At 43.1% G+C, this 20,539-nt stretch carries 15 protein-coding genes and 1 tRNA gene; 12 read left to right on the top strand and 4 right to left on the bottom strand.

The features are described from left to right. Positions 1-34: 34 nt before the first annotated feature. Positions 35-1,429 (top strand): hypothetical protein, encoded by a 1,395-nt coding sequence (locus G509_RS22135; protein ID WP_051200221.1) that lies wholly within the window; start codon positions 35-37, stop codon positions 1,427-1,429. 80 nt (positions 1,430-1,509) lie between these two features. Beyond that, positions 1,510-2,796, top strand: coding sequence for a T9SS type A sorting domain-containing protein (locus G509_RS0113635; RefSeq protein WP_161627180.1), 1,287 nt, complete (start codon positions 1,510-1,512; stop codon positions 2,794-2,796). 47 nt (positions 2,797-2,843) lie between these two features. Here the strand turns inward: G509_RS0113635 and G509_RS0113630 are convergent, their stop codons facing one another. From G509_RS0113630 to G509_RS0113615, 4 genes are all read right to left on the bottom strand, one after another. Further along, entirely contained in the window at positions 2,844-3,473 is a 630-nt protein-coding gene (locus tag G509_RS0113630; protein WP_026992040.1) for a TetR/AcrR family transcriptional regulator, read from the bottom strand. A gap of 228 nt (positions 3,474-3,701) precedes the next feature. After that, positions 3,702-4,139, bottom strand: a complete 438-nt coding sequence (locus tag G509_RS0113625; protein WP_026992039.1) for an outer membrane beta-barrel protein — start codon at positions 4,137-4,139, stop codon at positions 3,702-3,704. After that, positions 4,129-4,650: a hypothetical protein gene (locus tag G509_RS0113620; RefSeq protein WP_026992038.1), complete on the bottom strand. Its 522-nt coding sequence runs from the start codon at positions 4,648-4,650 to the stop codon at positions 4,129-4,131. Before G509_RS0113620 ends, G509_RS0113625 begins: the two co-directional genes overlap by 11 nt. A 416-nt stretch (positions 4,651-5,066) precedes the next feature. After that, positions 5,067-5,154 (bottom strand) — tRNA-Ser (locus G509_RS0113615). Positions 5,155-5,526: 372 nt separating this feature from the next. On the opposite strand from G509_RS0113615, the gene G509_RS0113605 reads away from it, so the two are divergent. The 10 genes from G509_RS0113605 (at position 5,527) to G509_RS0113560 (ending at position 20,457) form a co-directional block, all read left to right on the top strand. Continuing rightward, entirely contained in the window at positions 5,527-7,878 is a 2,352-nt protein-coding gene (locus G509_RS0113605; RefSeq protein ID WP_026992037.1) for a mechanosensitive ion channel family protein, read from the top strand. A gap of 111 nt (positions 7,879-7,989) precedes the next feature. After that, positions 7,990-9,345, top strand: a complete 1,356-nt coding sequence (locus G509_RS0113600) for a sigma-54-dependent transcriptional regulator (RefSeq protein WP_026992036.1) — start codon at positions 7,990-7,992, stop codon at positions 9,343-9,345. Positions 9,346-9,567: 222 nt separating this feature from the next. Further along, positions 9,568-9,849, top strand: a complete 282-nt coding sequence (locus G509_RS0113595) for a DUF7674 family protein (protein ID WP_026992035.1) — start codon at positions 9,568-9,570, stop codon at positions 9,847-9,849. A 265-nt stretch (positions 9,850-10,114) separates the two neighbouring features. Then, a complete protein-coding gene (kdpA, locus tag G509_RS0113590) occupies positions 10,115-11,806 on the top strand; it encodes a potassium-transporting ATPase subunit KdpA (RefSeq protein WP_026992034.1) in 1,692 nt (563 codons plus the stop codon). A gap of 9 nt (positions 11,807-11,815) precedes the next feature. Then, on the top strand, positions 11,816-13,855 hold the full coding sequence (kdpB, locus tag G509_RS0113585) for a potassium-transporting ATPase subunit KdpB (protein WP_026992033.1): 2,040 nt from the start codon (positions 11,816-11,818) through the stop codon (positions 13,853-13,855). Positions 13,856-13,867: 12 nt separating this feature from the next. Then, positions 13,868-14,428, top strand: coding sequence for a K(+)-transporting ATPase subunit C (locus tag G509_RS0113580; protein ID WP_026992032.1), 561 nt, complete (start codon positions 13,868-13,870; stop codon positions 14,426-14,428). Positions 14,429-14,839: 411 nt separating this feature from the next. Beyond that, on the top strand, positions 14,840-16,219 hold the full coding sequence (locus G509_RS0113575; RefSeq protein WP_131450685.1) for an outer membrane beta-barrel protein: 1,380 nt from the start codon (positions 14,840-14,842) through the stop codon (positions 16,217-16,219). A gap of 3 nt (positions 16,220-16,222) precedes the next feature. After that, on the top strand, positions 16,223-17,350 hold the full coding sequence (locus tag G509_RS0113570) for a histidine kinase (protein WP_026992030.1): 1,128 nt from the start codon (positions 16,223-16,225) through the stop codon (positions 17,348-17,350). Between the two features lie 3 nt (positions 17,351-17,353). Then, a complete protein-coding gene (locus G509_RS0113565; RefSeq protein ID WP_026992029.1) occupies positions 17,354-19,078 on the top strand; it encodes a sensor histidine kinase in 1,725 nt (574 codons plus the stop codon). A 110-nt stretch (positions 19,079-19,188) separates the two neighbouring features. Beyond that, on the top strand, positions 19,189-20,457 hold the full coding sequence (locus G509_RS0113560) for a Glu/Leu/Phe/Val family dehydrogenase (protein ID WP_026992028.1): 1,269 nt from the start codon (positions 19,189-19,191) through the stop codon (positions 20,455-20,457). Positions 20,458-20,539: the final 82 nt, after the last annotated feature.

Below are 20,539 nucleotides of genomic sequence, written 5' to 3'. Positions count from 1 at the left end.
TTCATGCGTAACCCCATTATATTTTATAAATTTTATGAAACGAATACTCTCAATATTCCTTACCGTTGTAATTGCCTGTAGCCTTTTCGCGCAGGGTGACATCCGGTTTAACTTCCATACGTCGGCGCTGTATGCTACCTATGACTTTGTAATAAAGCTCTCTGACAGCTATCCGGATAATGAACTAAAAGCATTATTTCGGGCATCGGATTACAATACAGACCACTACCGTAAGCTGATTACTGATTTTGACCAGCTGAAGATTGATTATAGTTATGCGTTCAGGCAATACCCTGCCACGTTAAAGGCGGGGGTAATGTCGCGCGACCTCTTAGAACGTAATCTTGCTGTAAGTAAAACTATTGATGAGTTCAGGGACCGGTCTATGGGCATACTGCCTAATGAACAACTATCAAAGTTGGCAGCTATACTTGAGTGTTTCCTACCTGTTTATCAAACCCTGGCCTATGAGCCAAACCGGGCAGCGTTAGATGTGCAGAAGGAACATTTTTTAAAGTTTGTCGATAACAATAGTTTCTCTGATTATTTCCAAACCGGCCTGTCCTTTTATGGTACCCAATGGGACAGTATTATACCCATAGAGCTCAACCTCCTGCTGTCTCCCGGCAAGGGAAACCTGGGGGCAAGGGCATTTAATAATACAGCTATTTGTGAGGTGCCGCCAGACTTTAAAGACCACATTACCTTTTTTGTGGTTGCCATGCACGAGATCAACCACATTATCTATGACAACCAGGGCCTGGAGATGAAAGATAACATCCAGAAGTGGTTTGATGCCTCCGGCTCTCCCAACAGCCAGTATGCCCTGCTCCTTATGAATGAGGTATTGGCTACTGCCCTCAGTAGCGGATATGCTATGGAACAACAAACCGGTAAAGCTGATGAACAGGAATGGTATGCAAACAAGTACATCTCAGAAATGGCACGGGCTATATACCCCGTGGTAAAGCAATACATACAAGCTGGAAAGCCAATGGATGAGGCGTTTATAAAAGCTTACGTAACCACTTACGATACCCAATTTCCGCAGTGGGGTAAAGAGCTGGCGCACCTTTTTACCTACCGTTATATTGTTACCGGCAGTGAGGAAGACTGGCGCTACTTTAGGAGGACATACCGGTATAATTCCTATAGCCGCTTTAGCGCGCCGATTACAGCGGCAGAAATTGAGAAAGCAAAAGAAGCCCCGGTAACTAAAGTTTTTATTATTTCTAAGGACCATAAACAGATCCTGGATATGCTAAAGGCTAATTTCCCTGAGCTGGGCAGTAAGAACCCAAATCATAAGAAAGAATTTATAATGGCTCTGGCGCTTGAAGATAAAACTAAGCTTTTCATCATTAATCGTCACCGGTCCTCCACAGAGGAAATGATGAAGAAATATTTCCCTAAAAATTTAATTGAATAATAACCGTACCTACTGCTGGTTGATTGCGGTGCAGTATGGCCCTAACCTCAGTTGCATTTAAAAACCATAAAATAATCGCTATGAAAAAGAATTTCTTATTTACAATTTTATGTACGACAATTACATTCGGCTGTTATGCACAGTTAAACTACCTGGGGCTTAAGGAGGAGCTTACACCGCCACCCGGCCAATATGCTGGCGGCTTAAAGCCAAAGATACAGGTGCTGGATGATTACCTCTACGTGCCAACATATTCCGGCATTTACAGAAAACAGCTAAGTGGAGCAACAGCCAACTGGGAACTTTTTGCTTTTGGAGGACAGCCGGTAAGCGACTTCGTAAAGAACGGGGACCACATTCTGGCCATTACCAATAAAACCAGCGATAGCCTCATGCTTTCCTCGGTTGATAATGGTAGCACCTTCACCGATTTTACGCCTGAACATTTTTTTTCAATGGAGAATTTTAACCGCTTGTATCGCATATCGCAAAATAAGCAAAATCCTAATTCTATTATCGTTCTCCACCTTTCCTACGGCCTTTCAAAATCTACTGATTTTGGAGAGACCTGGACCAATCTAAATGACTTTACAGGAGGATTCCAGGACAGGTATGCCGATTTTCATCCGTCCGATAGCCTGACGATATACTATGGTGGTGAGACCGAAATTTTTTCCTCCTACATCCAGCATACTTCTGACGGAGGGCTGACATGGAATCGTACCGACAATACCGATAACAACTGTGTTCATTTTATTGCGGCCGACCCTGACAATCCTGATTTAGTGCTATCGGCCAGCGAGGGGCGCATTACAAGGTCATTAGACAGGGGGCTGACATGGGAGGAACCCTATTGGGTAGATGAATATTTTTATATTTATAAAATACTTTTTGAAGCCGATGGGTCGGGTGTTATATATGCCGGCGGTACCATTAATAGTACAAACAACGCTATCGTCGTATTTCGCTCTGTCGATGAAGGTGTAAGCTGGCAGATAGCCTATGAAGAAGATCTGGAGGACAACGGCGGCATAAGGGATATGCTGCAATATGAAGGCCAGCTTATATTCTTAACCGGCAATGAAGGGATTTATACGCTGGATATTAATTTGCTGAATACGTATATACCTGCTTACAAAAACTTTGCAGTTTACCCTAATCCCGCAAGCAGCTTTTTAGAATATGATGGAGACAGTGCGGTAACTACCATTATAATTACAGATATGCATGGCAGGACGGTTAGGACTGAGACAGGTAATAACCAAAAGCAACATAAAATTGATATATCGGGGCTGTCGCAGGGAACCTATCTGGTGACATTTCATTTTGAAAAAGGGCAAATTACCAAAAAGATCGTTATTGATTAACAATTTGCATAAGAAGTATTTACTCTTTCTTCGTACGGAAGCAACGTTTACAGGCCATTGTAGGTTTTATCAACTAAAAATGAAAATGCCTCCTGAATTTTGCCCCGTCCTGAATCAGTATTTAAATCGATCCCGCAAAAAACACTTCCGTTTACTGATGAATACAAGTTTAAATAGTAAGCGCCCGCAACCAGTATGGCCATTATAGCCCGGTAATCCAAGGCCTTTTCCTTAAAGTGGGGGTCGAATATGGATTGAAATAATTGCTCGCCTACTTTCTCCTGGTTTTCGGTCAATTGCTGTAAGAAGGGCTGCGGTTCAGACAGGCGCCATAAAAGCACCTTCTGCAACTCTGCATTGTCCCGGACAAAGTCAAATTGTTGAAGTAGCATTGCGGTTGACAAATGTTTGCCACTATCAGGAACTAGTACAGGCACACTGTCCTGCTTTACATTACTCCAAAAATCCTGAGAGTGTATGTACTCGCTCAGGAGGTTATCCTTACTGCCAAAATAGTTGTAGATAAGCTTTTTATCAAGCCCCGCAGTCGCGGCAATCTGGTTTACCTTTAGTTCGGAATACCCTTTTGTCCTTAAAATTTCTCCAACCGCATCAAGTAACTGTTGCTTACTTTGCTCTTTATTCCTGCTTTTTTTACTAGCTGTTTCCTTTTTCATTTTTATGGCTTATGCAGATATCTTAAATGCAAATGTAAACCATTTTAAAAGATTGCCATTATCTGTTATCTTACCGTTACTACTGCAACTTACAATATCTTATGTGAGTTGGTTATCCAGCCCGCAGAAATTTACTCTGAATCATTTATTTATAATACATTAATCACCGAATGGTGAAAGGAAAAACTCAATATTTCAGCGGATATATTAATTCAGCTGTATTTAAATCTACATTCTGTTTGTTTCTTCATCAAGAGAAGTAGCTTTTACCTCTTTGCCTTTACCAGAACCGAAGTAGTAAGTTAGCTGGACAAAAAAACGGCGTGTTTCCCAACGGTTGGTCCAGTCGGTCGATACATTGTTAACCTGGGTCGTATGATTGTAGAGGCTTTTTTTCAGGATATTGCTGCAGCCACTAGCTATCAGTAATTTTTTATTTAACAGGCTCTTTTTGGCCGAAAGGCTTAAATCATAGGTAGCTATAGAAAAACCATTTGGAGAAGTAGAACGCCCGGTGTAAAAACCATTCATGCTAAACTTCCAGTCGCCCTTTAATTCTACATTTTGGTAAAAGTTAATATCGTAGCCCCAGCCGGTCCCGTTATAGGCGAAATTTTCAATATGAGATTTTTCATTGCTAAGATAGGTGTCCAAGCTAAACTGCATTGTCCACCATTTTACCGGCTGATATAGCTTCAATATCGTCCAGGTTATATTGCTTTTTCATAAAGTTGACCAACAACTCTTTTGCCCGGGCATATTTTTGAAAAGAAGCGGCTGCACGCTCACCGCTTTCCACTTTACGTTTAAAAAAGTCGGCGTGTTTGCCCATTACCTCCAATATGGTAATCGACTTGGGCTTCTCGTTAGCCTTTGTTTTTCCCTTGATTTCGTGCCTCAGGAATTCAAGAGAGATGTCAGTATCAATTTTCGATAGCTCATAGAATTTCTTTTCAAGGTTTAACTGAAAAACTTCCAGGGCTTCTTTGATGACTTTTTCCTTGTCCATCTTAAGGACATTCCTGAGATTGTTGGTGAATAGCCAACGCTCTTTTGTGATTGACTTACCTGTGGCCATGGTAATGAATTTGTCTCTTAGAGAAATTCGTGCAAAAATGGGTGCTAAACCATCTTTACCGGCCTTCTGTGACTTGATGTAGAAGATTACTTTTAACATAATTTCCGGTTTTTAAATTAATTTTAAATTGACTTAAAAACTTTGCAAGTTGCCAGTATTTACAGGGAATTCCCGAGGAAACATTTCATTTTAGTGTACCTAATTTGCCCCAAAAGTGAAAATTTTCATAGGTACACTAATAGGGCAACTAACTTATGATATGATATGTGTGTTTTGACACCCGATTCTGAAGTTGTAAATGTCTTGGGTAGTGTGGCAATTGACACATAAATGCACAAAGCCAAACCGGGTGTAGAAACCTGAAATTCTTTAAACTTCCAGTAAATACGGGCGTTCCAAAGGATGTCTTACCCAAAAGGCACTCAAATTTCAATAAGGCATAAAACAAAAAAACCTTCAAATACTGATGTATTCAAAGGTTTTTAATTCTTAGAAGTTATCTTTCAAACTCCGGGTGGCGGAGAAAGAGGGATTCGAACCCCCGGACCTGTTACAGTCAACAGTTTTCAAGACTGCCGCAATCGACCACTCTGCCATTTCTCCAGTAAGATGCAAATCACTTCCTCATTGCGGTTGCAAATATAGCAACCTTTTTTGTTTCTGCAAATACATTTTGCCTAAAAACTGTAAAAATTTAAAAGCTTTTTTTTAACCTTTTCATTACATGAAACTTATAACTGTAAAAAAATTAAAAAAATTTTCAGTCAACGGTAAAATCAGTAATAATTTGATGAGGCAGGCAGCTATTTTAAGTAACCTCATCGGTAAATCCGCACATAATAAAGCATGGCAACGGTGTTACTGCTATAAGTTTTTAAAATTTCTTTAAAAGTATATGTAATTTCCGTCTAATTTTGAAGCTTAAACTATCAATAAAAACCTAACCCCTGCGGTTAACTCTATTTAAATATCATAATGCCTAAAAAAATAACTGCGGGTTTATTTACCCTGTTCCTATTACTGTCTGTACAATTATGTTTTTCGCAGGCTACACCCGACAAAAAACACATGCACCGCGGCAAACTGTTTGATGACGAAGCGGTGTCTGACAGCGATTACTTAATGTCTATAGAAAATGCCAGCGAGGTATTAGAGCTGGCGCATACCGATGCCGAATTTGGTGGTGGCACTTACCGCCTGTTTGGCGAGATGGAAAGCACAAAAGATAAACTGGACCTTATACTGGCCAACCTTAAAGAGGCAAGCCCCAACGTGCGCAACCAGCAAATGTACCGCACCGTTTTACAGGAAATAGAAGTTGAGCTGGAACAGCAAAACCAAACCATAGATACCAAGAATGCTAACTTTGATAAGATTAAAGATCGCATTGCCGGCATTCGTAAAGACACGCTTTTTACAAGCCTTGTAAGAGATACTGTTCAGCGGAAGCGCTTTAAAACCGAACTACTAAGCCTGCGCGCAAAATACCAGAGTACTGATAGCCTTATGCACGTAAATATGGCATTGCTTAGTACTAAAAAGCGGCTTACCGTTCAGCGCAAGATGGCGGTATCTAAAGCGTTGCAAACGGTAGAGAGCCGGTTAGAAACATCGGGGGTTAGTATTTTTGGCGACGAGTACCCCTACTTATGGCATACCGAAACGGCTATCCAGAAAAAAGAACTATCGGCAAACATTAAGGGAAAGTTTGATGTAGAAAAAGGGGTTGTAACCTATTACAGCCGCTATAGTTTTACCAGCCTTATAACCCTTGCCTTTTTTATGGGTCTTGTTGCCTGGTGGATATTGCGCAACATTAAGTACCTAAAAAACCACGGCCATTTTGATAACCTTAAAACCTTTGGCTTTAAATACCTTAATAAAGGTGTTTTACTGCCCATATTGGTTATAGGCCTAAACATTGCCGTAGTAAGCAACCTGTATGCCCCTGCCCTGTTTATAGAATTCCTTCAGCTTATATTGCTACTTATACTGTCGCTGTTGTTTAAAGGGCAATGGAAACAAAAATCGATGCGCAACTGGCTGCTGCTTATAGCCCTGTTTTTTGTGCTGTGCTTTATGGACCTTTTTGTAAAGATCAGCTTTTTAGAGCGAACCATTTTTATAGTTATTAACGTATTCGCCATACGCTACGGATTAGTTCAGTTAAATAGCATAAAAGACCAGTTATATATTAAAGGCTTTTTTAAATGGGCCAGCTTTATATTTATAGGCTTTAATGCCCTTGCGCTTATCTTTAACTTATTTGGGCGGGTATCGTTATCGCACACGCTTAGCCTTGCTGCTATTATTGCGCTTACGCAAATTATAGCCCTTAGCGTGCTGTTAAAGGTTATATTGGAAGTTATCTTGTTGCAGATATACACCACCCGCATTAAGCGTGGCATAAACAAGTTATTCGATCACGAGAGCCTGTCGCAAAACCTTAAAAAACCATTTGTACTTATAATAAGCTATATGTGGATTGTAGTTATAGCGTCTAACCTTAATATCTGGGAAAGCCTTCACGACGCTTTTAGCAGGCTGCTAAGCCACCCCAATACTATTGGCAGCGTTACCTTTACACTGGGCAGTGTACTGCTGTTCTGCATCCTTATCTGGATTGCGCACCTGCTGCAAAAATACGTAGCTTACTTTTTTGGCGAAGTGGATGATGAAGACGAAGAGAACATTAACAAACGCCAGCATTCTAAACTTTTAGTTACCCGCCTTGTGGTGCTTATTGTGGGTTATCTGCTGGCTATTGCTGCATCGGGCATGCCGTTAGATAAGCTTAGTATTCTATTGGGCGCATTAGGTGTTGGTGTAGGTCTTGGCCTCCAGAACATTGTAAGCAACTTTGTATCGGGTGTTATACTTATTTTTGATAAGCCCATACAGGTAGGCGACGTGATTGATGTAAGCTCGCAATCGGGCAGGGTAAAATCTATGGGGCTGCGCACCACTAAACTCGATTCGTCTAACGGTGCCGAGGTTATTATTCCTAACGGTAACATACTATCACAAAACATTACCAACTGGACGTATACCGATAATTTAAAACAGGTGGAGATAGCCTTTACCCTACAGGGTGATATGTCTACCGAACGTATTAACGAAATTGTAAAAGAAGCGCTGGATGCCACGCCTGTTGTTAGTACCGCAAAAATTCCGCAAATTTATTACAATTCAATTTCCGATGATAACTACAAGTTGCTCATAAAATTCTGGTGCAGTATTTACCGTACCGAAGAAGCCATAAGCACCACCAAGCAAAGCCTGCATCTTAATTTTAAGAATCAGGGCATCGCATTTTCTACCACATAACTTAAATTAAAGCCACCTCAGGGTGGCTTTTTTATGTTTACCAACCTTTTAATTTGATAACTTTACTGCCTGCAAACCACCTTTACTAATTATTCAACTTATAACCTTACGGTGAAAAAAATCCTGATAATAGACGACGAAGAAAAACTGCGTACCCTTATGGCGCGCATTATAAGCCTTGAAGGTTTTGATGTGGTACAGGCGGGCGACTGCAAATCAGGATTAAAAAAGCTGGAGCAAAACAGCATAGATGTTGTTTTGTGCGATGTTAAGCTGCCCGATGGCAACGGTGTAGACCTTACAGCCATCATCAAACAAAAAGCACCCCAGGCCGAAGTAATACTATTAACCGCCTATGGAAACATTCCTGATGGTGTGCAGGCCATTAAAAATGGTGCGTTTGATTATATAGTAAAAGGCGACGACAACAATAAGATTATTCCGCTAATACACCGCGCTATAGAAAAAAGCAGCCTTACACAGCGCATTATACAACTGGAGGCCCAGTTGGAAACCAAATTTTCTTTTGAGGGGATAATTGGCACCTCCAAATCGATACTACAAGCTATAGAGCTGGCTAAAAAAGTGGCACCTATAGACACTACCGTGCTGCTTACCGGCGAAACCGGTACCGGTAAAGAGGTATTTGCCAACGCCATACACCAGTCGGGCACCCGAAAAAACAAAAGCTTTGTTGCTATTAACTGCTCGGCATTTAGCCATGATTTATTGGAAAGCGAAATGTTTGGCCATGCCGCCGGCGCTTTTACCGGTGCTTTAAAAGATAAAAAAGGCTTATTTGAAGAAGCCAACAATGGCACCATATTTTTAGATGAAGTAGGCGAAATGCCCATAGACCTGCAGGCCAAACTACTGCGCGTTATAGAAAATGGCGAATATATAAAGGTGGGCGAAAGCAAGGTAACTAAAGTCAATGTGCGTATTATAGCCGCCACCAACCGTAACCTGGCCCGCGAAATACAAGCCGGGCACTTTAGGCAGGATTTGTATTACCGCTTATCCATCTTTCAGATAGAGTTGCCGTCGTTAAGGCAGCGCATACCTGATATTGAGCCTTTGGCAAAGCACTTTCTAACCGCTTTTAACCTAAAGACCAACAAAAAGATAACATCACTTTCGGTGGAGTTTGTGCAATTACTTAAACTGCACAACTGGCCCGGCAACATACGCGAACTTAAAAATGTAATAGAGCGCAGCGTAATTTTAGAGAATGGCGCTGCTTTGACCCCGGCAAGCCTTCCGTTTGAAATGCAGCAGCTCACAGAGCCGGATACCGCTACAGGCGAGACAAAAGTGCTATCGGCATTTTCGCTGGCTTCCGCCGAAAAGATCCACATACAGAAAGTAATGAACCATACCAATGGCAATAAAACCGAAACGGCACGCCTGCTCAATATTGCCCTTACCACGCTTTACCGAAAGCTCGACGAATATAAGATACAGTAAAATAAAGTGGCAAAGTGGCTGAGTAACATAGTTACAAAGCTGAGTTTGACATGCATAACCCTATCGTTTTAAAAGTACCAACCCTATCAAAATGATAGGGTTTTTTATTTGTCATAAAGCCGAAAATCATTCAACCTTCAATCCTTCAATAGATTAGGCCATCCTAATTATTACAGGCATGTTAATTGGCATTAGGTGTACGAACACAAAATGTATCGTAACATGAAAAACAAGGCTTTAAATGTTTATGCCAAAGCGCAAAAATTTGCCGATCTAACCACCGCCCTAATTATTAAAGGCAACATCATCAGGGCTAAAAAATGCCTGGCTGTTGCCGAGAAACTCCTGCTTAACGGCACTACCGAAACCAAGAGCGCCATTAGCAATGTGTATGTGTTTTCGGTTTCCACCTTTATGGAAGTACACCATTGCAGCATTGCCAACCTTTTTCCGGCCACATTAAGGGCAGAATATATTAAACAGGTAAATACATCGGGCGTGTAACCCCCACAATAGACAATAGACAATAGACAATAGACAATAGATAATAGATAATAGACAATAGATAATGATACTTACAATAATCTTAACGGCAACCGGCATAGTGCTGTTTGCTTTCTGCTTTAAAGCAATCGACTTTTTTGATAAAATCTAACCATTATGGCAGCACTTTTTATTATAGCACTTTTTGTTTTTGGGTACATATGTTATGTGCTTATAAAACCCGAGAAATTTTAGCCGCACTACGCACAACCTCTAACTTTTACTTATGAATACCGAAATTTTAGGCATTGTACTGGTCTTTGTACTTACCGTTGCCTTTGCCATACCGTTGGGCAGGTACATAGCGCGGGTTTACAACGGCGACAGCACTTTTACCGATGGGATTTTTAATCCATTCGAAAAATTATTATACCGTTTTTGCGGCATTAGCCCTAACGAAGAAATGGGCTGGAAACAGCACTTAAAAATACTGCTAACCATAAATTTTGTGTGGTTTCTGCTAAGCATGTTCGTACTAATGTGTCAGGGGTGGCTACCCCTAAACCCGGACAACAACCCCGGCATGAGTGCCGATCTGGCTTTTAACACTGCCATATCGTTCGTAGTTAACTGCAACCTGCAGCACTACAGCGGCGAAACGGGGCTGAGCTATTTTGGGCAGCTGTTTTTAATGTTTTTGCAGTTTGTATCGGCCGCTACGGGGCTAACAACCGCCGCAATATTGTTTAATGCGCTTAAAGAACGCACTACCGATAAACTGGGCAATTTTTATGTGTATCTTATAAAATCGTGTACCCGTATTTTATTGCCATTATCTGTAATAACAGCCATTATACTGGTGTTTAACGGCACCCCCATGACGTTTGATGGCAAACAACAAATGACAACCCTACAGGGCGAAACCGTTAATGTATCTACCGGGCCGGTAGCCGCTTTTACAGCCATAAAACATATAGGCACCAACGGTGGCGGCTTTTTTGGGGCTAACTCGGCACACCCGCTGGAAAATCCCACCTACCTGACCAATATGGTAGAACTGGGAGCCCAGATGCTGGTTCCCTTTGCCATGATATTTGCCTTAGGCTTTTACCTCAACCGTAAAAAACTGGCACTAATGATCTTTGGGGTAATGACAGTCGGCTTTTTACTATTAGCTATCCCAACTGTAATTGCGGAGATGAACGGCAACCCTGCCCTAACCAAAATGGGTATTAATACCGGCATGGGCGCTACCGAGGGTAAAGAAGTACGCTTTGGGGCAGCAGCATCGGGTTTTTGGAGCATTGCCACAACGGTAATCTCAACCGGGTCGGTTAACTCCATGCACGACAGTGCCATGCCGTTATCAGGATTAATGCAATTGCTTGCCATGATGGTTAACTGCTTTTACGGCGGCTGCGGCGTGGGCCTGCTTAACTTTTACATTTTTATAATATTGGCTGTATTTATAAGCGGACTAATGGTTGGCCGTACACCCGAATTTTTAGGCAAAAAGATAGAAGCCCGCGAAATGAAGATTGCCATGATAATCGCGTTGCTTCATACGCTGCTTATCTTAAGCGGAACGGCGTTATCTACCGCTTTTGCAGAATATGGAGCAAGCACGCTTAACAATCCCGGCTACCACGGTTTTAGCGAGATATTGTATGAGTTTACCTCAGCGTCGGCTAATAACGGCAGCGGTATGGAAGGCCTTGGCGACAACAACCCGTGGTGGAATATTACAACCGGTGTAGTGCTGCTGTTATCGCGCTTTTTGCCCATAATTGGCCCTATTGCCATAGCAGGTATACTGGCAGCCAAAAAACACGTGCCGGAGAGTTCGGGTACGCTAAAAACCGACACATCCACCTTTGGGTTAATGGTTTTTGCCGTGATATTTATTATCGCAGCGCTATCCTTCTTCCCCGCCCTGGCACTTGGCCCCATAGCCGAATATTTCTCACTGCTTAATTAATCACAACAAATGAAAACCCAAAATAAATCGCTGTTTCAAAAAGAGCTGGTGCTCGAAGCCTTGAAACAGTCTGTTATAAAACTGAGTCCGAAAAGCCTCATACGCAACCCCATAATGTTTACAGTAGAAATTGGTACGGCGGTAATGCTTGCCGTTTGCATCTGGATACTTACCGGAGAGCAAAGCCAGGGCAGTTTTGCCTACAACTTTGTAATATTCCTGGTGCTGTTGTTTACTCTTTTGTTTGCCAATTTTGCCGAAGCCATAGCCGAGGCACGCGGCAAGGCACAAGCCGACAGCCTGCGCAAAACCCGCGAAGAAACCCCCGCTAAAAAAATAGTGCCTGTAGGCGATATCTACCTGGATGAAGTTACGGTTGTGCCCTCATCATCATTAGCTAAAGGCGATGTATTTGTTTGCGAAGAGGGAGACACCATACCTACCGATGGCGAAATAATTGAGGGTATTGCTACCATTGATGAAAGTGCCATTACCGGCGAGAGTGCCCCTGTTATACGCGAATCGGGTGGTGATAAGAGTTCGGTTACGGGGGGTACTAAGGTATTATCGGATAAAATAAAAGTAAGGGTAACCACCGAGCCGGGCGAGAGCTTTTTAGATAAGATGATTGCTTTGGTAGAGGGTGCATCAAGACAAAAAACACCTAACGAAATTGCACTTACCATACTGCTTGCCGGTTTTACGCTCATCTTTATTATTGTATGTGTAACCCTAAAACCCTTTGCCGATTTTAGCAACGCACCCATAACTATTGCGGCTTTTATTGCACTCTTTGTATGCCTAATACCTACTACTATTGGTGGGTTGCTATCGGCCATTGGTATTGCGGGTATGGACAGGGCACTGCGCGCCAATGTTATTACAAAAAGCGGCAAAGCGGTAGAAACTGCCGGCGATATTGATGTCTTGCTTTTGGATAAAACCGGAACCATTACCATTGGTAACCGTAAGGCCACGCACTTTTATCCGGCTGAAGGCATCGACGAAAAAGACTTTATAAAAGCTGCGGTTTTAAGTTCTTTTTCGGATGAAACGCCCGAGGGTAAGTCGATAATAGAACTGGCAGGCATTAACCCATCGAGCTTTAATGTTGCTAATCCCATCTTTATAAAATTTACTGCCGAGACCCGTAGTTCGGGGATTGATCTCGAAGGCATTAGGATACGCAAAGGCGCATCCGATTCGATTAAAACCATTGTAGAAAAAAGCGGTAATACCTACCCTGAAAGCGTAGCCAATAAGGTTGCCGAAATAGCCGGTAACGGTGGTACCCCGCTTGTGGTTAGCCAGAATGAGAAGGTATTGGGCGTTATAGAGCTACAGGATATTATAAAAACCGGTATACAGGAGCGTTTTGAAAGGCTTAGAAAAATGGGGGTAAAAACCGTAATGGTTACGGGCGATAACCCACTTACAGCCCGTTTTATTGCCGAAAAGGCCGGTGTGGATGATTTTATTGCCGAAGCCAAGCCCGAAGATAAAATGAATTACATAAAAGCCGAACAGCAAAAAGGCAAACTGGTAGCCATGATGGGCGATGGCACTAACGATGCCCCCGCCCTTGCCCAGGCCGATGTAGGTGTTGCCATGAACAGTGGTACACAGGCTGCTAAAGAGGCCGGTAACATGGTAGATTTGGATAACGACCCTACCAAACTTATTGAAATTGTAGAGATTGGCAAACAATTGTTAATGACGCGTGGTACGCTAACCACCTTTAGCATTGCTAACGATGTTGCCAAGTATTTTGCCATAATCCCTGCGCTGTTTATTACAGCCATACCGGCCTTACAGGGTTTAAACATTATGAACCTGCACAGCCCTGAAAGTGCCATACTATCGGCGGTTATTTTTAACGCTGTGGTTATTCCGTTCCTTATTCCGCTTGCATTAAAAGGCGTTGCTTACAAGCCCATTGGGGCATCGGCACTGCTTAGGCGCAACCTGCTTATTTACGGGCTGGGCGGTATTATAGTGCCTTTTATAGGTATAAAAGTTATCGATGTTGTGGTTGCCTTATTCATCTAAAAACAAAACGTTATGAAAAATATATTCTTCCAAACCATAAAGCTAACCGTAGCATTCCTGGTTTTCTTTTCGGTTTTCTATACCCTTTTAATATTTGGCGTGGCACAGGCAGCGCCCAACCGTGGCCGCGGTAAACTAATTACCGATAATGGCAAAACGTATTATAAGAACATTGGCCAGTCGTTCACTAAAAAGGGCTATTTTAATTCGAGGCCATCGGCGGTGGCATACAATGCAGCGGGTTCGGGCGGTAGTAACAAAGGGCCTTCCAACCCTGAATACCTTGCCGAAGTTCAACAACGTATCGATACCCTGCTTATCCTTAACCCTGGCATTAAACGCAGCGATATTTCCGCCGACCTGGTTACGGCAAGCGGCAGCGGGCTCGATCCGCATATATCGGTACTCGCGGCTAAAATGCAGATCAATCGTATCGCCAAAGAAAGAAACCTTGACCCGGCACAGCTTAATACTTTGATCGAACAACATACCGATAAGCCGCTATTGGGCTTGTTTGGCCCTCATAAAATTAATGTACTGGAATTGAATATTGCGCTTGATAAAGTGAAATAGGTTTTATGCGTAATGTTCCTGCAAGGTCTTTGAGACCTTGTAGGTATAAAATCACATTAAGACTAAAGCATACCATAAGACCTCTCCCCCAACCCCTCTCCACACGAGCGCAGCGAACTGGCGAAGCAAAGGTGAGGGGAGCCAACGGACGGGTACTGTTTGAATACTACATGAAAATGTAATAAAACATAATAGTCCTCTCCCCCAACCCCTCTCCGAAGGAGAGGGGGGTCAACGGACGGGTACAGTAACTAACATTGCCAAATTGATAGCAATTTAAACATCTGTGTAGCTGCCCACCTCTCCTTCGGAGAGGGGTTGGGGGTGAGGCCGAATTAAACCTGCAAGGTTTTAAAAACCTTGCAGGTTAGTAAACAAAAACAAAACACTTTAAACAACTTAAATAAAAAAATGAAAACGTTAAGCACTGTATTACTGCTTTTTATTACTGCCATTGGCTTGCACGCACAAACTGATACTATTACTAAAAAAGCGCCTTTTGAGGGCATGGACCTTACCTGGGTAAACGGACAAAACAGGCAGAAAAACTTTCCGCTAACCCTTAAGGATAAGGATGACCAAACCGTACTAACGGGGGTATTGTATGCCGATACCTATTACAATTATAACTTTGCCAATCCGGCTGATAATACGCAGACCATATCAGCCACTATGGGGCGCCATAACGAGTTTACGGTTAACCTGGCAAGCATTGGGTTCGAAACCAATTACAAGAACATACTGGGCCGCGTGTGGCTGCAATACGGGCAAATGGCATCGATAGTTAACGATGTGGATGGGTCGGTTTACAGAGGCCGCAATACGAGTATCAACAACTTAAAATACATTCGCGAGGCTGCTGCCGGCTACCATTTTGATGTATGGCACGGCATTAATATAGAAATGGGTATTTTTATGAGCTACATTGGCCTGGAAAGCTATATAACACAGGAGAACTGGAACTACCAAAGGAGCATGCTGTGCGATTTTACACCCTTTTACTTTAGTGGGGCACGTATACAGATGTTTCCGTCAGAAAAATTAAAAACCGAGATTTGGCTGCTTAACGGATGGCAAAGCTACAACAGCTTTAGCGATGGCCCGGGTCTTGGCAGCTCTACCTACTACCGCCTTAACGAAAACCTGCAACTGGTAGCTAACTTTTATTTAGGCCGCGACACCCAGAACCCCGATATAGAGGGTAACCAATCGCAAAGGCTGCGTTTTCATCACGATAACAGCGTTGTAGCGCGTTATTTTAAAGATGCCGAATCTACGGGTATCTCTCAGGCTGCATTCAGCTTAAACACGCACTACGGCTTTCAGAGCAATAACAACGAGGGCGATATTGTAAAGGCAAAAGACAACTTTATGGCGGGTACATCTTTAGCTAACCGTATCTGGTTCAACAAAAATAAGCTGGCGTTTACGCTAAGGGCTGATTATATGACCAACCAATCGGTTGTAAACGGTGTAAACACCTCGCCTTACCTTGCCTTTACCCCTGCCGTTGCCGGCGATGTGCCTAATAATTATGACGAGGCAATTGCTAATGGCGATAAGCTAAAGATATTCCAGTTTACATCTACCTTTGATATTATGCCAAGCGATTACGTAACCTTTAGGCTGGAGTACGGCTACAGAAACTCTAACATGCCTTATTTTACAGGCGCCGGTGGTACAACATCGGCCAGCGGATGGACAAACGGCCCCACAGGCGAAACCCCCTGGGCTGCCGAATTAAAAAAAGACGAACACAGGATTACACTTGCCGTTAATTTTAGGCTATAAAAGTTGGACACAGAAAAAGAAAATAACGTTAAGCACTTTCTGGACCTTATACAGCGGTCCAGGAAAGGTAAGTTTAAAGTCTACATCGGTATGAGTGCCGGTGTAGGCAAAACCTACCGTATGCTCCAGGAGGCGCACACCCTGTTGCGCAACGGCATAGATATTAAAATTGGCTTTATAGAAACCCACAACCGCAAAGAAACCCACGATTTGCTGGATGGCCTGCCTGTGGTGCCCCGCCGCTCGTTATTTTACAAGGGCAAGCATTTAGAAGAGATGGATTTGCAGGCCATTATTAACCTGCGGCCCGAAGTGGTTATTGTAGATGAGCTTGCCCACACCAATATAGAGGGCAGCAAGAACGAAAAACGCTGGCAGGATGTTATGGAAATTTTAGATGCCGGCATTAACGTTATTAGTGCGCTAAACATTCAGCATATTGAGAGCCTTAATGATGATGTGCGCGAAATTACAGGCGTTGAGGTTAAAGAGCGCATACCCGATAGTGTTCTTAAAGCTGCCGATGAGGTGGTTAATATAGACCTTACGGCCGATGAGCTTATTACCCGCCTTAAAGAGGGTAAAATTTACACCGAGGATAAAATTGCCGCAGCACTTAAAAACTTTTTTAAAGGCGACCATATTTTACAGCTTAGAGAGCTTGCCCTTAAAGAGGTAGCCAGCCAGGTAGAGCGCAAGGTAGAATTAGAGGTTGCAGGCAATACCGTTTTTAAGCACGAGCGTTTTATGGCCTGTATTAGCAGCAACCACCAAACAGCCAAAAAAGTTATAAGGAAAACCGCCCGCCTTGCCAATTACTACCACAGCAAATGGTACGTGCTGTATGTAGAGCTGCCACACGAAAGCAGCGATAAAATTGCCCTTGATAAGCAACGCCATCTTATAAATAACTTTAAACTGGCTACAGAGCTGGGTGCCGAGGTTATAAAAGTAAAGAGCACTACCATTGCCAAAACCATAACAACGCAGGCCGATGCGCTTAAAATCACTACTATATGTGTGGGTAAGCCGCACCTCTCGTTGTTTAAGGTTATTTTGTCTACAAACATTTTTAATGATTTATTAAATAAGCTATCTTCGAGTGATATAGACCTCATCATTCTATCCTAAACCATGAAAATTAAAACCAAACTAATACTTGCCCTGGGGCTGCTGTTTGTAATTATAACATTGCTGTCGGCACTGGCTATACGGCAGGTAAATTTGCTGGCTCAGGACACTAAGAACATCCTGGTTGCCAACTACCAGTCGTTAGAGTATTCGCGCAATATGTACAAGCTTCTGGACGATGCCGGGCAGGAAAAAACCGCACTCGAAAAATTTCAGCTGTATTTAGACAGGCAAAAAAACAACACTACCGAGGTGGGCGAACAGGAGCTTACCGCCGACCTGCAGGAAGATTTTACTGCACTTTTAAACAATACTACCAACAGTCAGCTTATTAATAAAGTGCGCGGCGACCTTAACAGTATTATGAAGCTTAATATGGATGCCATTCGCCGTAAGAGCAATACGGCAGAGAACACCGCCGAAGATTCTATTTTATGGATATCGCTTACCAGTTCGTTTTGCCTCATCATTGGGTTTACCCTTATTGTAAATTTACCCGGTTACATTGCCAACCCTATTCGCGACCTTACCGAGAGCATCCGCCAGATAGCGGCAAAAAACTACTCGCGCAGGGTTAAGGTTAACGGTAACGATGAGTTCTCGGGGCTGGCAAGGTCGTTTAACACCATGGCCGAGAAAATACAGGAATACAGCGACAGCAACCTCGCCAAGCTTATGATGGCTAAAGAGCGCATAGAAACGCTTATCAATAACCTGCACGACCCGGTAATCGGGCTCGACGAGAACAATAAAATATTGTTTATAAACCAGGAAGCCCTTAAAATATCAGGCTTAAAAAGAGAGGTTGCCATAGGTAAACAATCGCAGGAAATAGCCTTGCATAACGACTTGGTTAGGTCGCTTTTACAGCACCTTGCCACCGGCGAAATACCCAAGCAGGAAACCCTTAAAATTTACGCCAATAATAAAGAAAGCTATTTTGAAAAACAGGTGGTTACCATAGATATTATCCCTACGGGAGAAACACAATCCAAACAAATTGGGTCGTTTATTATATTAAAAAATGTAACCCCTTATAAAGAACTGGACTTTGCCAAGACCAATTTTATAGCAACTGTGTCGCATGAGTTTAAGACGCCCATAGCCTCTATGAAAATGAGCCTTCAACTGTTAAACAACCAGCAAACAGGCAACCTTAACGAGGAGCAGCAAAGCCTTGTAGACAGCATTAAAGACGATACCGAACGCCTGTTGCGCACCACAGGAGAGCTTCTTAATATTACCCAGGTAGAAACCGGCAAAACCAGCGTTACCATTACCTCCTGCGATCTGGACACCCTTACGGCAGAAGCCGTAGAGGGTAACAAACTACAGGCGGCGGCAAAACACATTACCATTCAGGAATCGATACCCGCAGGCCTGCCCGATATTTTGGCCGATGCCCAAAAAACAACCTGGATAATATCCAACCTTATCTCTAATGCGGTGCGGTATTCGTACGAAAACTCTGTTATACAAATTACCGCCAAAGAGCATAAAGGCAGTATAGAACTGAGTGTAAAAGATACCGGCGCAGGCATCCACGAAAATTACCTGCCTAAAATATTCGATAAGTACTTTCGCGTTCCCGGCACCCAGAAAGAAGGCACCGGCCTGGGTCTTGCCATCAGCAAAGAATTTATGGAAGCGCAGGGAGCTACCATTACCGTTTTTAGTGCCCCCGGCGAGGGCAGTGTTTTTACCCTGATCTTTAAACGTGCCTTTTAGGTAAGCCTACCCCTACAGTTTTATTTCTCATCTTAAATTTTTACCGGCATTTAGCGGGGCTGCCTGCTGTGCCTTCTACTCAAATTTTAAAACTTTAAAACCGTATTATAATGAATACCGAAGTTATCCCCCACAACCCGTTCCAGTCGATGATAGACCGCTTTAATGCAGCGGCAGATATTTTAAACCTTAGCTACTCTAAACGCGATAAGCTACAGCACCTTGAAAAACAGATAGTGGTAAATTTTACTGTTACGATGGACGACGGTACCGAACAAAATTTTGATGGCTACCGCGTAATCCACTCCACGGCATTGGGCCCATCTAAGGGTGGTATACGGTATGATATGGGCGTAAACCTCGAAGAGGTTAAAGCACTTGCTGCCTGGATGACCTGGAAAACAGCCGTAGTGGGCATTCCGTTTGGGGGTGCTAAGGGCGGCGTTATCTGCGACCCGCGCAGCCTATCCAAATCGGAATTAGAAAAAATAACCCGCGCCTACACCCGTACCCTTGCCGATACTTTTGGCCCGGATAAAGATGTGCCTGCACCCGATATGGGTACCGGCCCCGATGAGATGGGCTGGCTAATGGACGAATTTTCTAAACTTCATGGCCACGGTAAGGCCATACCCGCGGTGGTTACCGGCAAACACCTAAACGCCGGCGGCAGCATAGGCCGTACCGAAGCTACCGGCAAAGGTGTTAGCATTATTACCCTGCTCGCCCTTAAAAACAGGCACATAGACCACAACAATGCTACCGTTGCCGTGCAGGGCTTTGGCAATGTAGGGCTGCATTCTGCCCTATATTTATATGAAAAAGGCTTAAGAATTACCGCTGTAAGCGATGTGTATACGGCTTTGTATAATGAGGACGGACTTAATATCCCGGAACTAATTTTATACTACAACCTTAACAACAAAAAGATTGCGGGCTACACCAACGCTATTGTAATTAGTCACGATGCTTTGTTGCTGCTACCGGTAGATGTGCTTATTCCTGCGGCTAAAGAAGATGTTATTACCTGCGATAATGCCCATGCAGTAAAAGCCCGGATTATTATAGAAGGCGCCAACGGCCCGGTAGCGTCTGACGCGGATGAAATTTTAAACCAACATAACGTTTTGGTGGTACCCGATATTCTTGCCAATGCGGGTGGCGTTACGGTTTCGTACTTTGAGTGGCTGCAAAACACGTTGCACCAAACCTGGGAAATTGAAGAGGTAAACTTTAGGCTTACCGAAATTTTAGAAGAAAGCTTTGAGAAGGTTTTTGCAACAGCATCGCTATACAACATTACCCCACGGCTGGCAGCTTATGTTATAGGCATTAAAAAGGTTACCAAAACTATGGAGGGTAAATGTGCTGTTAAATAATCAGGTTATATATGTGTTTTTAAACAGTAAAATCCATTTTGAATGTTCAAAATGGATTTTCCTTATTTAAAATAGTACACCA

It is taken from the genome of Flavobacterium subsaxonicum WB 4.1-42 = DSM 21790, assembly GCF_000422725.1.
In the GTDB taxonomy this organism is placed as follows: Bacteria; Bacteroidota; Bacteroidia; order Flavobacteriales; family Flavobacteriaceae; genus Flavobacterium; species Flavobacterium subsaxonicum.
The sequence above is the reverse complement of the archived record's forward strand: the minus strand, read 5'-3'. Positions and strand labels throughout refer to the sequence as shown.

Coding starts and splice junctions, on each gene's coding strand:
- G509_RS0113575 (WP_131450685.1), top strand. CDS start 14,840: ATGAAAACGTTAAGCACTGTATTACTGCTTTTTATTACTGCCATTGGC.
- G509_RS0113560 (WP_026992028.1), top strand. CDS start 19,189: ATGAATACCGAAGTTATCCCCCACAACCCGTTCCAGTCGATGATAGAC.
- kdpA (WP_026992034.1), top strand. CDS start 10,115: ATGAATACCGAAATTTTAGGCATTGTACTGGTCTTTGTACTTACCGTT.
- G509_RS0113565 (WP_026992029.1), top strand. CDS start 17,354: ATGAAAATTAAAACCAAACTAATACTTGCCCTGGGGCTGCTGTTTGTA.
- kdpB (WP_026992033.1), top strand. CDS start 11,816: ATGAAAACCCAAAATAAATCGCTGTTTCAAAAAGAGCTGGTGCTCGAA.
- G509_RS0113620 (WP_026992038.1), bottom strand. CDS start 4,650: ATGTTAAAAGTAATCTTCTACATCAAGTCACAGAAGGCCGGTAAAGAT.
- G509_RS0113630 (WP_026992040.1), bottom strand. CDS start 3,473: ATGAAAAAGGAAACAGCTAGTAAAAAAAGCAGGAATAAAGAGCAAAGT.
- G509_RS0113625 (WP_026992039.1), bottom strand. CDS start 4,139: ATGCAGTTTAGCTTGGACACCTATCTTAGCAATGAAAAATCTCATATT.
- G509_RS0113635 (WP_161627180.1), top strand. CDS start 1,510: ATGAAAAAGAATTTCTTATTTACAATTTTATGTACGACAATTACATTC.
- G509_RS0113580 (WP_026992032.1), top strand. CDS start 13,868: ATGAAAAATATATTCTTCCAAACCATAAAGCTAACCGTAGCATTCCTG.
- G509_RS0113605 (WP_026992037.1), top strand. CDS start 5,527: ATGCCTAAAAAAATAACTGCGGGTTTATTTACCCTGTTCCTATTACTG.
- G509_RS22135 (WP_051200221.1), top strand. CDS start 35: ATGAAACGAATACTCTCAATATTCCTTACCGTTGTAATTGCCTGTAGC.
- G509_RS0113595 (WP_026992035.1), top strand. CDS start 9,568: ATGAAAAACAAGGCTTTAAATGTTTATGCCAAAGCGCAAAAATTTGCC.